A 12,845-nucleotide genomic window follows, 5' to 3' on the forward strand; every position below is an offset into this window, starting at 1 on the left:
GGCCAGAGCCGCATTGAATCACGGTCGAGTGTAGCTGAACCGTCGCGCGCCACACAACGCATTGCAACAACATTGATTGCGGGGTTGCCGGCCAGCGGCCGGTCGGTACCGGCCATTGCCCAGCGGCCGGCACTACTGGTGCGTCAATGCGGTGCGGTAACGCTCCGCCAGCTGCCCGACCCGGCGCACGTAGTACTGCGTCTCGCTGTAGGGCGGCACGCCGCCGTGGCGATCGACCGCACCTTCGCCGGCGTTGTAGCCCGCCGCCGCCAGGGTCAGGTCGCCATTGAAGCGTTTCAGCAGCCATGCAAGATACTGCACGCCGCCACGGATGTTCTGCCCGGCGTCGTAGGAGTCACTGACCCCGAAGCGGGCAGCGGTTGGCGGCATCAGCTGCATCAGGCCCTGCGCACCCGCGCGGCTGAGCGCGGTCGGGTTGTAGGCCGACTCGGCGTGGATGATCGCGCGCACCACGGCCTCTTCCACGCCGAACTCGCGCGCGGCCGAGCTGATCTCGCCCTGGAAAGCCGTGGTGTTCAGGCGCACCGTGCCGAAGTCCACGCGCGGATTGACGCCGCAGGCGTAGCAACGCTCCATGAAACTGTAGCGGATGGTCCGTACCGGACCGAGGTTGGCCACCTGGGTCGGGCGCGCACTGGTGTAGTGGCGCACGCCGTCCTTCATGAAGGAATAGACCTGGCCGCTGACCATGCGACCGGCGCGCGACGCGACCGGCTGCGCGGGTGCGGATGCGGGTACGGACGCAGGCGCGACCGTTGCCGGCGCTGCGGCACCGGCGGCAACGGCCACCGGATTGCGTTCGATGCTGGCCACCGTGGTCGGCGCCGGCCTGGGCGCGGCCACTACCGGGCGCGGCGCCGGACGGGTGTCACGGCTGTAGCTGATGGTGCTGCAGCGCGCACCGGCCACCCGCTTGCTCACATAACTGGTGACGCCGTCAGGGCCCTGGCACTTGTACAGGGTTCCGGCGCTGGCCGGCGCAGCGGCCAGCGCAGCGATGATGATCGCCGTTGTCCCCAGTATCCCCTTCATGGCGGCGAGTGTCCCAGCTTCGCCGGAACTTGCCAAGCGATGCGGCTCAGGCTGTGACCGGCGGCACAGCCAGCAGCTGGCCCAACCCTGCCAGGCGTTGGGCCAGTTCGTCACGCAGGCCGGGCGGCGTGGTCCACAGCGCCACCGGCAGCCGGTCCAGGCTCAGGATCTGCGCCAGCATCATGCCGCGGCTTTCGGCCCCCATCCGCAGCAGGCAATGGTCCGCGCCATCGGCTTCCAGCACGCCGCACCAGGGCGGGATGCGTCCTTCCAGCTCCGCGTAGCTGCCGGCCAGGCGGAGGATCGCCTGCAGCGCGAACGGGGCCTGGCTGACCGCCTGCCGCACCATCACGTCCGGTGGCGCCGGGGTGCGCCGGTGCATGCCCGGCTCGGCACATACCCGCACCGTTCCCATCCGGTCCACGCGCAGGGTACGCCAGTCCTGCCGGCCCAGATCCCAGGCCAGCAGGTACCAGCGCCGGCCGTAGTTGACCAGGTGCTGGGCCTCGACCTCGCGTTGGGTGACCGCGTCCTGCGCGCTGCGGTACTCGAAAGCCAAGCGCGAAGCCTGCCGGCAATGCTGGGCCAGCCGTCCGAGCAGGCGCGCATCGGTGGCCGGCAGCTCGGACAGGGTGGCGGTAGCGGCGTGCACCTCGCCGGCCTGCTGGCGGCGACGGGTCGGCACCAGCGGGTCGAGCTTGGACAGCAGGCCCCGCGCGGTGTCGTCGATGCCAGCGACGGTGGCCGAGGCGGCGCGCAGGGCGATGGCCAGGGTGGTCGCCTCCTCCTCGTCAAGGAGCATCGGCAGCACCGGTGCGCCGGCGCCGAGCTGATAGCCACCGCCGACCCCGGCCGAGGCCTGCACGGGGTAACCCAGCTCACGCAGCCGCTCGATGTCACGGCGGATGCTGCGCCGGTCCACGCCCATGCGGTCGGCCAGATCGGCCCCCGACCACTGCCGACGGGCCTGCAGCAGGGCGATCAGACGCAGTAGTCGGTGGGCGGTATGGCGCATGAAGGATCGAGGACAGAAGTCGTCCGCAATAGTGCCCCAGGATGGACGCCAGTTCACCACCCACCGCAAGGAGCAATGCCATGACCTCACGCCAGATCACCCTGTACCACGCCGCCCGTTCGCGCTCGAGCGGCGCCGTGGCCCTGCTCGAAGCGCTGGGTGCCGACTACCACATGCAGGTGCTGGACCTGAAGGCCGGCGCCAACCTGGCCCCGGCCTACCTGGCCATCAACCCGATGGGCAAGGTGCCGGCCATCGTCCACAACGGCGCACTGGTGACCGAACAGGTGGCGATCTACCTGTACCTGGCCGACCTGTACCCGGAAGCCGGGCTGGCCCCGCCGATCGGCGACGCCCTGCGCGGCCCCTACCTGCGCTGGATGGCCTTCTACGGCGCCTGTTTCGAGCCGGCGATGATCGACAAGGCGATGCATCGCGAGCCGCCGCCGCGCCTGATGTCGCCCTACAACGACGCGGAGACTGTGCTGCAGGTGGTCGAGGCCCAGCTGGCGCAGGGGCCGTACCTGCTCGGCGAGACGATGAGCGCCGCCGACGTGCTGTGGGGCAATGCGCTGTTCTGGACCAGTGATTTCGGCCTGCTGCAGCTGGCCCCGGCCACCAAGGACTACGTCGCCCGGATCGGCGCGATGACCGCGTTCGAGCGTTCACGGCAGATCGATGCGGAGCTGGTAGCGGCGTAAGCAGCACCCCCTTGTAGAGCCGAGCCCACGCTCGGCTTGGGTTTCAGCAGAGCCAGGCCCTGCCAGGCTGCCACGCAGGTGATGGAGGAGCAGCCGAGCGTGGGCCCGACTCTACGCAGGCGCGGCGGGTGGCGCAGGATGCGGGTAGAATTGCCCGCTTTCCCGCCACCCGAATGGATTAAGCGCCATGACCGGGACGCCAGACGTCTTTCCGCCCGCCACGCCGGGCGGTACCCCGCTCGTTGCCCTGCCCGCTGGTCCGCGCAAGCCCGACCAGGTCAAGGGCAAGCTGTACATCAAGACCCACGGTTGCCAGATGAACGAGTACGACTCGGCCAAGATGGCCGACGTGCTTGCCGCCAGCGATGGCCTGGAACTGACCGACAGCCCGGACGACGCCGACGTCATCCTGGTCAATACCTGCTCCATCCGCGAGAAGGCGCAGGAGAAGGTGTTCAGCCAGCTGGGCGTGTGGAAGGGCCTGAAGAACAAGGGCCGCGAGGTCATCATCGGCGTGGGCGGCTGCGTCGCTTCGCAGGAAGGCGAGGCAATCATCAAGCGCGCGCCGTTCGTCGACCTGGTGTTCGGCCCGCAGACCCTGCACCGCCTGCCGGAACTGATCCGTGCACGGCGCGAGCAGAAGCGCCCGCAGGTGGACATCAGCTTCCCCGAGATCGAGAAGTTCGACCGCCTGCCCGAGCCACGCGCCGAAGGTGCGTCGGCGTTCGTGTCGATCATGGAAGGCTGTTCCAAGTACTGCTCGTTCTGCGTGGTGCCCTACACCCGCGGCACCGAAGTCAGCCGCCCGTTCGAGGACGTGGTGGTGGAGGTGGCGCAGCTGGCTGCACAGGGCGTGCGTGAGATCAACCTGCTCGGCCAGAACGTCAACGCCTATCGTGGCCCGTATGGCGACGGCGAGTTCGCCGACCTCGGCCTGCTGATCCGCACCATCGCCGAGATCGACGGCGTCGGCCGCATCCGCTTCACCACCTCGCACCCGCTGGAGTTCAGCGATTCGCTGATCGATGCGTTCCGCGACGTGCCGCAGCTGGCCAACTTCCTGCACCTGCCGGTGCAGGCCGGCAGCGACCGCGTGCTGTCGGCGATGAAGCGTGGCTACACCGCACTGGAATTCAAGTCGAAGATCCGCAAGCTGCGCGCGGTGCGCCCGGACATCTCGATCAGCTCGGACTTCATCGTTGGCTTCCCCGGCGAGACCGATGCCGATTTCGAGAAGACCATGAAGCTGATCGAGGACATCGGCTTCGACCACAGCTTCTCCTTCATCTATTCGCGTCGCCCGGGTACGCCGGCTGCGGACCTGGAGGACACGATCAGCGATGCCGAGAAGCACGCGCGTCTGTCGCGCCTGCAGGAGCGCATCAATGCACACGCCGCCGGCATCTCCGAGAAGATGGTCGGTACCGTGCAGACGGTGCTGGTGGAGGGTCCTTCGCGGAAGAACCCGAACGAACTGACCGGCAAGACCGAAAACATGCGTTCGGTGAACTTCCCGGCGCCGGCGCGGTTGATCGGCCAGTTCGTGGACGTGGTGATCACCGAAGCGCTGACCAATTCGCTGCGCGCGCGGGTGGTGGCGGAGTAAATCCCGGGGTCGGAGCCCCTGCGGGGATCCGACCCCGGCCTGTTGGCCTCAATCCAGGCGCTTGCGGAAACGCAGGATGGCCAGGGTCATCATCACCACGATGAAGGCCAGCAGCGCCAGCGCATCGTGCCACAGCTCCCACAGCGAGGCGCCGCGCAGCATGATGCCGCGCACCAGGCGCAGGAAGTGGGTCAGCGGCAACACTTCGGCCAGCCACTGCACCGGCCGCGGCATGCCGGCGAACGGGAACATGAAGCCCGACAGCAGGATCGACGGCAGGAACAGGAACAGCGTCATCTGCATCGCCTGGAACTGCGAGCGCGCGCGAGTGGAGATCAGCAGGCCCAGCGCCAGGTTGGCCAGCACCAGCAGCACCGCGGCCAGATAGATGTCCAGCAGGCTGCCGCGGATCGGCACCTGGAACAGCCAGGTGCCCAGCACCAATACCAGCGTGGTCTGCAGCAGACCGATGGCCGCATAGGGCAGCACCTTGCCGACCATCAGTTCGCTGCGCGACACCGGTGTGGCGATCAGCAGTTCCATGTTGCCGCGCTCACGTTCGCGCACCACAGCTACGGCCGTGAACATCACCAGGGTCATGGTCAGGATCACCCCGATCAGGCCCGGCACGATGTTCACCGCCGAACGCCGCTGCGGGTTGTAGAAGCTGGTCACGCTGATCGGACCACCAGCGATGCTGCCTTCGCGCAGCGGCCGCGTGTTGCTGGTCGGGCGCGTATCCAGCGGCACCTGTGCCAGCTGGATCGCTGCGCTCTGTACAACGGTGTCGCTGCCATCGACGAGTACCTGCACTGCCTCACGGCCATCGAAACGGCGCCGCTCGAAGTCCGCCGGCACCACGATGCCGACACTGATTTCGCCTCGGCGCAGCGCCTGCATCAGCTGATCGGGCGTATAGGCTTCGCTGCGCGGCGTGATCACGCCGGTGGCAACCATGTCCTGCACCAGCGCGCGTGACGCCGCGCTGTTGGCCTGGTCGGCGACACCGGCGTTGAGATGGCGCAGGTTGAGATTGATCGCGTAGCCGAACAGCAGCAGCTGCATCACCGGAATGCCAACGATCATCGCCAGCGTGATGCGGTCGCGGCGCAGCTGCCGCAGCTCCTTGAGCATGATCGCCCACAGGCGGCGCAGGTTCATGCTGCCGGCTCCCGGCCACGGCCGCGGGTGGCCGCCACGAACACGTCTTCCAGGTTCGGTGCCACCGCCTCAATGCTGGCCTGCGGATCGGCACCGGCCAGTGCACGGCGCAGCTCGGCAACATCTGCCATCTCCTCACTGCACAGCAAGCGCAGCTGAGTGCCGATCTGCGCCACGCTCAGCACGCCAGGCAATGCGGCCAGCGCGCGGCTGGCCTGACGCGGTTGCACTGACGTGACCTGCAACGTGCGGCCTTGCAGCTGTGCACACAGTTCGTCCGGCGTGCCGTCGGCCACCAGTGCGCCACGATCGAGAATCGCCAGCCGGTGGCAGCGCTCGGCCTCGTCCATGTAGTGGGTCGATACCAGCACCGTGGTGCCGGCATCAGCCAGTTCGAACAGGGCCTCCCAGAAATCGCGGCGCGATTCGGGGTCGACCGCACTGGTCGGCTCGTCCAGGAACAGCAGTTCAGGCGAATGCACCACGGCACCGGCCAGGGCCAGGCGTTGCTTCTGCCCACCACTGAGCGTGCCGGCCAGTTGTGGTTGGCGGTCCTGCAGCCGGTACTGCTGCAGCAGCGTGTCGACCCGCTGCCGGGCCTGCAAGCGCGGCAGGTCCTGGATGGCAGCGAGGAACTCCAGGTTCTCGCGCACCGACAGATCTTCATACAACGAGAAGCGCTGGGTCATGTAGCCGATGCGTCGGCGCAATGCCTCTGCCTGCTCGGGCACGGCCAGGCCCAGCACCTCGATCTGCCCTGCGCTGGGTTCCAGCAGGCCGCACAGCATGCGGATGGTGGTCGACTTGCCGGACCCGTTCGGGCCCAGAAACCCGTATACCTGTCCGCGCGGCACGGTCAGGTCGACGTTGTCCACGGCCAGAAGATCACCGAAGCGGCGCGTCAGCCCGCGTGCGTGGACCGCGATGTCCTCGCCGGTGTTCAGAAGCGCACCTGCACCGGCAGCCCGGCCGGAAGCTTCTGCATGTCGGCGGCCACATCCACTTCGATCTCGGCCAGATAACTCAGCCGTTCGACGTCATCGCCGGTCAGTGCGTAGTACGGCGTGAACGATGGTTCGCTACGGATCGCACGTACATGCCCCTTCAGCACGGTGTTGCCGCCTTCCAGCTGTATCTGCGCGGCCTGCCCGACCTTGACCTGCAGACGCAGCGGTTGCGGCAGGTAGACACGCGCATAGGGGCGCTCGCCGACCAGCATCACTGCCAGCGGCGCACCGATCGGTGCCTGGTCACCCTGCCGGTAGGGCAATGCATCGACCACCCCATCGCGCGGTGCGCGCAACTGCAGCTTCTGCAGGTTCACGCCCTGTACCACCTGCTGTGCCCGTGCGGCGTCGGCGGCCGCCTGGCCCTGGGCGATATCCTGCGCGCGGCTGCCGTGCACCAGTTCCAGCCAGGCCTGCTCGGCGGCACGTACGCTGGCCTCGGCATTGCCGGCGGCGGCGCGTGCGCGGTCCAGCTCGGCGGCGGCGATCAGGCGTTGGCGCGCCAGGGGCTGCACGCGTCGGTAGTAGGCACTTGCTTCGGCAGCCTGTGCGCGCAACGCGGCCAGTTGCGCCTGGGCCTGGGCGATCTGCTCCTGGCGTGGGCCGATCTTCAGCTCTTCCAGCTGCGCCTGCGCACGGGCCGTGTCAGCCTCTGCTGCGGCGAACTGCGCGTCTCCCCGCGCCGGGTCCAGCTGCATCAGCACGGCACCGGCCTTGACCTGCTGGCCCTCCCGCACCTCCACCGCTGCAATCACTTCGGCTGCCGGCGCCGGCACGGTGATCCGGTCCCATTCCAGCGTGCCCAGCGCAGTCGGCGTTGACTGCCCACACCCCGCCAGCAGGCCGATGCCCGCCAGTCCGATTCCACGCATCCCGTTGCCGATGCCCATGCCATCCCCTCCTGCGACGGCGACACGGTGCCATGTGCCCCGTGCACCCTCAATGATTCCGATCAGCCCTGGCGTTTTTTTCACCGCGTATGGGCAAGCCTTTGGCTGCAAGGCTCCGCACCACCTATCCACAGGTTGATTCGGCATCATTCCACAACTGCTGTGGAAATCCGGCAGGACGTGGCTTTGTTGCTCGCCCGGCAACGAAACCTGCACTGCCATCACGATGAACGCCCCCGTGCAGGCCCCCGTGGCAGTGCCGCCGTAGCGACGGGCGACCATGACGCTTTTTTCACCAGGACCTCATGGGCCTTGTGGCACAAGCACTGCGAAGATCTATCCACAGGTTTCCGCGTGCCCCGTCCACACGGGGTGTGGAAAACGCTGTATCGACCGTCTGCTGGCCGTGTGCCCCGCACGCGCGCTACCCTTGTCCTCCCTGAATACACTGCGGTGGAAGGCATCCGCCCCACCCCAAGCAATGAAAAGCATCGATCATCGAGACTTCACCCTGTCGCCGGAAGACAACGAGCGACTGGCCAACCTGTGCGGCCCCTTCGACGGGCACCTGCGCCAGATCGAGCTGAAGCTCGGCGTGGAGATCGCCAACCGTGGCTTCGTGTTCCGCATCAGCGGGCCCAACGAAGCCATCGTCGAGGCGCAGAAGCTGGTTGAAGCGCTGTACGCCGAAGCCGGCGAAACGACCTTCGACAACCACGCCATCCACCTGCGCCTGGCGCAGGCCAATGTCGAGCAGATCGCCGAGCGCTCCTACGAAGCGCAGGACGTGGCAATCAAGGTCAAGCGCGGCACGGTGCGCGGTCGCGGCGCCAACCAGGGCCGCTACCTGCACCAGATCGCCACCCACGACATCAACTTCGGTATCGGCCCGGCCGGCACCGGCAAGACTTTCCTGGCCGTGGCCAGCGCGGTCGAAGCCCTGAATGAATCACGGGTGCAGCGCCTGATCCTGGTGCGCCCGGCGGTGGAGGCCGGCGAGAAGCTCGGCTTCCTGCCCGGTGACCTGAGCCAGAAGGTCGACCCCTACCTGCGACCGTTGTACGACGCCCTGTACGAAATGATGGGCGTGGAGAAGGTGGTCAAGCTGCTGGAGAAGAACGTCATCGAGATCGCGCCGCTGGCCTACATGCGCGGCCGCACGCTCAACGATGCCTTCGTGATCCTGGACGAAGCACAGAACACCACCATCGAACAGATGAAGATGTTCCTGACCCGCCTGGGCTACGGCTCCACCGCAGTGGTCACCGGCGACCTGACCCAGACCGACCTGCCCAAGCATGTGAAGTCCGGCCTGCGCGATGCCATCGATGTGCTGCGCGAGGTCGAGGGCGTCAGCTTCACCTTCTTCGAGTCCCGCGACGTGGTCCGCCACCCGCTGGTGGCGCGTATCGTGAGCGCGTACGACCGCCGCGACCTGCATCAGATCCAACCTGGAGCAACTCCATGACCCGTGGTCCCGTGCGACTGGACGTCGCCGTCAGTTATGCCCTGCCGCGTACCGGCCTGCCGGCGGCAGTCAGCTTCCGCAAGTGGGTGGCCGCCGCACTGAAGGGCCGCATCCGCGAGGCCGACCTGGCCATCCGCGTGGTCGATAGCAAGGAAGGGCAGTCGCTGAACCGCCATTACCGCGGCAAGGACTACGCCACCAACGTGCTCAGCTTCCCGGCCGAAGTGCCGGAAGGCCTGCCCAAGGGCGTGAAGTTCCCGCTGCTGGGCGACCTGGTGATCTGTGCACCGGTCGTGGCGCGGGAGGCCGACGAACAGGGCAAGGCGCTCAACGCTCACTACGCGCACCTGACCGTGCACGGCGTGCTGCACCTGCTCGGCTGGGACCACGAGGACGACAAGGAAGCGGAGGCCATGGAACAGCTCGAGCGCGAGATCCTGGCCGAGCTCGGCATCGCCGACCCGTACGCCGGAGAGCGCTGACGCTGTTCCGGAGGCTATGCTCGCCCAACGGATTTCGGGAGAACAGGGATGATGTTCGGGAACGGTGGGGTGTCGTTGCTGATCGGCGGCCTCGGGCTTGCAGCGGTGTTGATCCTCGGCGCGCGCCTGGTGCGCCGCGTCAGCGCGGGCGACCCCAGCGGGCAGCACTGGCTGCTGCGCACGCTGGCGCTGCTGTCACCGGCGTGCGTCATTGCCAGCCTGGCGATCAGCATGATCGGGCCGCACCTGCTGCAGCATCGGCACGGCACCAGCACCACGATGGGCCTGGTGACGAGCGCACTGTTACTGATGTTCATCGGCGCGTTCACCGCGCCGGTGGCCTGGCGGGTGGCGGTCCAGCAGCGTCTGCGGCGCTCGGCAGCCACCTTGCCGTTCTTCCATGCGTCAACTGCCTCGCTCTGGCTGTTGTACGCCCTCTGCGCGATGTACATGCCGCTGGCAAAGGCCGCCGAGCCGGCACTGGCGCCCTGGCTCGAACACGAGGGCCTGCTGCAGTCGGTGGCGCTCGGGCTGATCACCGTGCTGCACACCGCGATGAAGGCAGTGCTTCTTACCCTGCCGGTGATGGCAGTGCGCGCCCTGCTGACCCGCAACCGCCGCGGCAGCAAAGCAGAGATCCCGCGCCCGTCGCCGTTATGATGTCCGGCCCGCCTGCGGAGTCCGCCCGTGTCGCTGCGCTGCTGCCTGCCCCTGCTGTGTGTCCTTGCCGCCCCGCAGGCCTTCGCCTCCCGTCTTGATCTGCCCGCGCTGATCGAATGCCGCCAGGGCGTGGCCGAGTACGCTGCGCTCGCCCCACTGCTGGCCGACCCGTTGAAGGCCGTGGCCCAGGGCCTGCAACCGTTGCCGCAGGGCAACCAGTTCATGAGCGAGTACCGCCTGGCCCAGCCGATCACCGTATTCGGCACGGTCAGCGAGCGGGTGGCGGTGGCCGGTGCCAGCATCATGGCAGTCCTCGACCAGGCCGATCCTCGGCCTCTGGCCAAACGGCTGGAACTGGAGACCGGCTACGACCAGGACGGCAAGTTCATGGCCGGGCGCGAGCTGGTCAGCCGCGATGTGACCGACCCGAAGACCGGCGAGGCCCAGATCGAGTCGATCATCCTCAGCGTCTCCACCGTGGCCTCCCACCCCGGCAAGACCCTGGCCGGCTGCACCTACAGCCTGGACCTGCCCGAGGAAGAGGCCCCTCCGGCCCCTCCCGCCACGGCCAGCGGCAGTCACTGACAGGCCGTCACATCCTGCTAGACTTGGGCCAACGCCCGGCCTGCCGGGTGCCTTTTTTCCAGAGATGTCAGAAGACGACAGTAGTAGCTCCCCTGCGGAGCCCAGTGAAAAGAAGCGCGGCTGGCTTGAACGCCTGACCTCCGCCTTCTCCGGCGAACCCCACACCCGCGACGAGCTGGTCGCTGTCCTGCACACCGCGCAGGAAGAGGGTCTGATCGCCGCCGATACCCTGAAGATGATGGAAGGCGCCATTTCGGTGGCCGAGTTGACCGTGGGCGACGTGATGATCTCACGCTCGCAGATGGTCTCGCTGCCGGTCGAAGCGCCCTTCCTGGAACTGATGAAGCAGGTGGTCGAATCCGGCCATTCGCGCTTCCCGGTGCACGGCGAGAACAAGGACGACATCCTTGGCATCCTGCTGGCCAAGGACCTGCTGCGCGGCGTGGTCGCCGACAACGGCCCGGCCAACGTGCGCGAACTGCTGCGCCCGGCGGTGCTGATCCCGGAGGCGAAGAAGCTCAACGTGCTTCTCAAGGAATTCCGCCTGTCACGCAACCACATGGCCATCGTGGTCGACGAGTACGGCGGCGTCGCCGGCCTGGTCACCATCGAGGACGTGCTGGAACAGATCGTCGGCGAGATCGACGACGAGCATGACGAGGCCGAGGATCCGTCCGCGCAGATCGCCATCCAGTCCGACGGCCAGTACGTGGTCGACGCGCTGACCCCGATCGGCGACTTCAACGAACGCTTCGGTGCCACCTTCTCCGACGAGGACTACGACACCATCGGTGGCCTGGTCACCGAGGCCGTGGGCCACCTGCCGGAAGTCGGTGACGAGCTGGCGCTGGACCGCTTCATGTTCCGCGTGGCCCGCGCCGATGCGCGCCGGGTCCAGGCCTTCCACGTGACCGTGCTGCCGCCGGACGCGCAGGACGACGCTTGAAGCGCGGTGGCCCCCTCCTGGCACTGCGCCTGACGCTGTGGCTGGCACTGTGCGTGCTGGCCTCGGTCCTGCCGCTGGCTGCCTTCGCGCAGCCGGTGGCAGCCACACCCACGCCTGCTGCGCCTGCCGCCAGCGCCGAGGTCCCCGCCCCGCGCATCGGGGTGGTGACCATGCAGCCGGGCACGGTGTTCTTCGAGCGTTTCGGCCACGACGCCATCGTCGTGATCGATCCGGTCAGCGGCGAAGCGACCTCGTACAACTTCGGCTACTTCGATCCGTCCGAGGATGATTTCATCAGCCGCTTCGTGCGCGGCGACATGATGTATTACCTGGTGGCGCTGCCGCTGCAGCAGGACCTGTCGTACTACGACGAGACCGGCCGTGGCGCCAGCGTGCAGTGGCTGGACCTGCGCCCCGACCAGGCGCGCGCACTGGCCGCCGACCTGGCCGAGCGGGCCAAGCCGGAGAACGCGCGCTACCACTACGATTACTACACCGCCAACTGCGCCACGATGGTGCGCGACACGGTGGACAAGGCACTGGGCGGCGGCCTGCAGTCGCAGCTGTCGGGGCGCTCGCGCGGCAATACCTACCGCAGTGAATCGGTGCGGCTGGCCTCGCCGGCACCGTGGATGTGGCTCGGCTTCGACGTCGGCCTCGGCCCGTTCGCCGACCAGCCGCTGTCGCGCTGGCAGGAAGCCTTCGTGCCGATGCGCCTGGCCGACGCACTGCGCCAGGCACGCAACAGCGATGGCCGGCCGCTGGTGCAGTCCGAACAGGAGCTGCTGCCGCACCGCATCGATCCGGAGCCGAAGGAGTTCGCACGCCGTTGGTGGCCGTGGCTGCTGCTCGGGCTGATCGTGGCCGCCGGCGTACTGGCGCTGCGCAGCCGCCCGCGCCTGCTGGCCGGGCTGGCCCTGCCGTTCTGGCTGCTGTGTGCCATCGCCGGCAGCCTGCTGGTGTTCCTGTGGGGCTTCAGCACCCACTACGCCGCCTGGGCCAACCGCAACCTGCTGCTGCTTTCGCCGTTGGCCGTGCTGCTGCTGCCGGGTGCGATCAGCCTGCTGCGCCGGCGCGTGCCAGGCCGCATGTTCAGGATCGTGCTGTGGCTGCTGGCGGTACAGGCGGTGGCCGCGCTGGTGCTGCACTGGCTGAGCCTGCAGGCACAGTACAACGTGCAGTGGATCGTGCTGCTGCTGCCCGTCCACGTCGCGCTGGCGTGGGTGCTGGGGCGCGCTCCTCACTTGTCCGAAACACGGCACTGACGCACG

At 67.9% G+C, this 12,845-nt stretch carries 13 protein-coding genes; 8 read left to right on the plus strand and 5 right to left on the minus strand.

What is annotated here, in order from left to right; translation table 11 throughout:
• Positions 1–132: 132 nt before the first annotated feature.
• Both VPH47_RS13890 and VPH47_RS13895 read right to left on the minus strand, forming a co-directional pair.
• Complete coding sequence (locus VPH47_RS13890) at positions 133–1,053, minus strand: lytic transglycosylase domain-containing protein (RefSeq protein ID WP_180854901.1); 921 nt, start codon at positions 1,051–1,053, stop codon at positions 133–135.
• A gap of 46 nt (positions 1,054–1,099) precedes the next feature.
• Complete coding sequence (locus VPH47_RS13895; RefSeq protein WP_164160582.1) at positions 1,100–2,068, minus strand: YafY family protein; 969 nt, start codon at positions 2,066–2,068, stop codon at positions 1,100–1,102.
• 80 nt (positions 2,069–2,148) lie between these two features.
• Between VPH47_RS13895 and VPH47_RS13900 the strand changes: the two genes are divergently transcribed.
• Both VPH47_RS13900 and miaB read left to right on the plus strand, forming a co-directional pair.
• On the plus strand, positions 2,149–2,769 hold the full coding sequence (locus tag VPH47_RS13900; RefSeq protein ID WP_197610450.1) for a glutathione S-transferase family protein: 621 nt from the start codon (positions 2,149–2,151) through the stop codon (positions 2,767–2,769).
• Between the two features lie 187 nt (positions 2,770–2,956).
• A complete protein-coding gene (gene miaB / locus VPH47_RS13905; RefSeq protein ID WP_049399909.1) occupies positions 2,957–4,375 on the plus strand; it encodes a tRNA (N6-isopentenyl adenosine(37)-C2)-methylthiotransferase MiaB in 1,419 nt (472 codons plus the stop codon).
• Between the two features lie 48 nt (positions 4,376–4,423).
• On the opposite strand, the gene VPH47_RS13910 is transcribed toward miaB, so the two are convergent.
• The 3 genes from VPH47_RS13910 to VPH47_RS13920 all read right to left on the minus strand — a co-directional run bounded on the left by VPH47_RS13910 (position 4,424) and on the right by VPH47_RS13920 (position 7,433).
• Positions 4,424–5,536, minus strand: coding sequence for an ABC transporter permease (locus tag VPH47_RS13910; RefSeq protein ID WP_049399908.1), 1,113 nt, complete (start codon positions 5,534–5,536; stop codon positions 4,424–4,426).
• Positions 5,533–6,411, minus strand: a complete 879-nt coding sequence (locus VPH47_RS13915) for an ATP-binding cassette domain-containing protein (RefSeq protein WP_368851053.1) — start codon at positions 6,409–6,411, stop codon at positions 5,533–5,535. Before VPH47_RS13915 ends, VPH47_RS13910 begins: the two co-directional genes overlap by 4 nt.
• A 65-nt stretch (positions 6,412–6,476) precedes the next feature.
• Positions 6,477–7,433, minus strand: coding sequence for an HlyD family secretion protein (locus VPH47_RS13920; protein WP_110711768.1), 957 nt, complete (start codon positions 7,431–7,433; stop codon positions 6,477–6,479).
• A gap of 481 nt (positions 7,434–7,914) precedes the next feature.
• On the opposite strand from VPH47_RS13920, the gene VPH47_RS13925 reads away from it, so the two are divergent.
• From VPH47_RS13925 to VPH47_RS13950, 6 genes are all read left to right on the plus strand, one after another.
• Positions 7,915–8,901, plus strand: a complete 987-nt coding sequence (locus VPH47_RS13925) for a PhoH family protein (protein WP_005415936.1) — start codon at positions 7,915–7,917, stop codon at positions 8,899–8,901.
• Positions 8,898–9,383, plus strand: a complete 486-nt coding sequence (ybeY, locus tag VPH47_RS13930; RefSeq protein ID WP_110711766.1) for an rRNA maturation RNase YbeY — start codon at positions 8,898–8,900, stop codon at positions 9,381–9,383. Before VPH47_RS13925 ends, ybeY begins: the two co-directional genes overlap by 4 nt.
• A 69-nt stretch (positions 9,384–9,452) precedes the next feature.
• Positions 9,453–10,043 (plus strand): hypothetical protein, encoded by a 591-nt coding sequence (locus VPH47_RS13935; protein WP_368851591.1) that lies wholly within the window; start codon positions 9,453–9,455, stop codon positions 10,041–10,043.
• Positions 10,044–10,070: 27 nt separating this feature from the next.
• Positions 10,071–10,628, plus strand: coding sequence for a hypothetical protein (locus VPH47_RS13940; RefSeq protein WP_368851054.1), 558 nt, complete (start codon positions 10,071–10,073; stop codon positions 10,626–10,628).
• 64 nt (positions 10,629–10,692) lie between these two features.
• Positions 10,693–11,574 (plus strand): HlyC/CorC family transporter, encoded by an 882-nt coding sequence (locus VPH47_RS13945; RefSeq protein WP_057495802.1) that lies wholly within the window; start codon positions 10,693–10,695, stop codon positions 11,572–11,574.
• On the plus strand, positions 11,571–12,839 hold the full coding sequence (locus VPH47_RS13950; protein ID WP_368851055.1) for a DUF4105 domain-containing protein: 1,269 nt from the start codon (positions 11,571–11,573) through the stop codon (positions 12,837–12,839). The genes VPH47_RS13945 and VPH47_RS13950 overlap by 4 nt, the downstream gene beginning before the upstream one ends.
• Positions 12,840–12,845 lie beyond the last annotated feature (6 nt).

It is taken from the genome of Stenotrophomonas sp. WED208 (assembly GCF_040984485.1).
Taxonomy (GTDB): domain Bacteria; phylum Pseudomonadota; class Gammaproteobacteria; order Xanthomonadales; family Xanthomonadaceae; genus Stenotrophomonas; species Stenotrophomonas riyadhensis.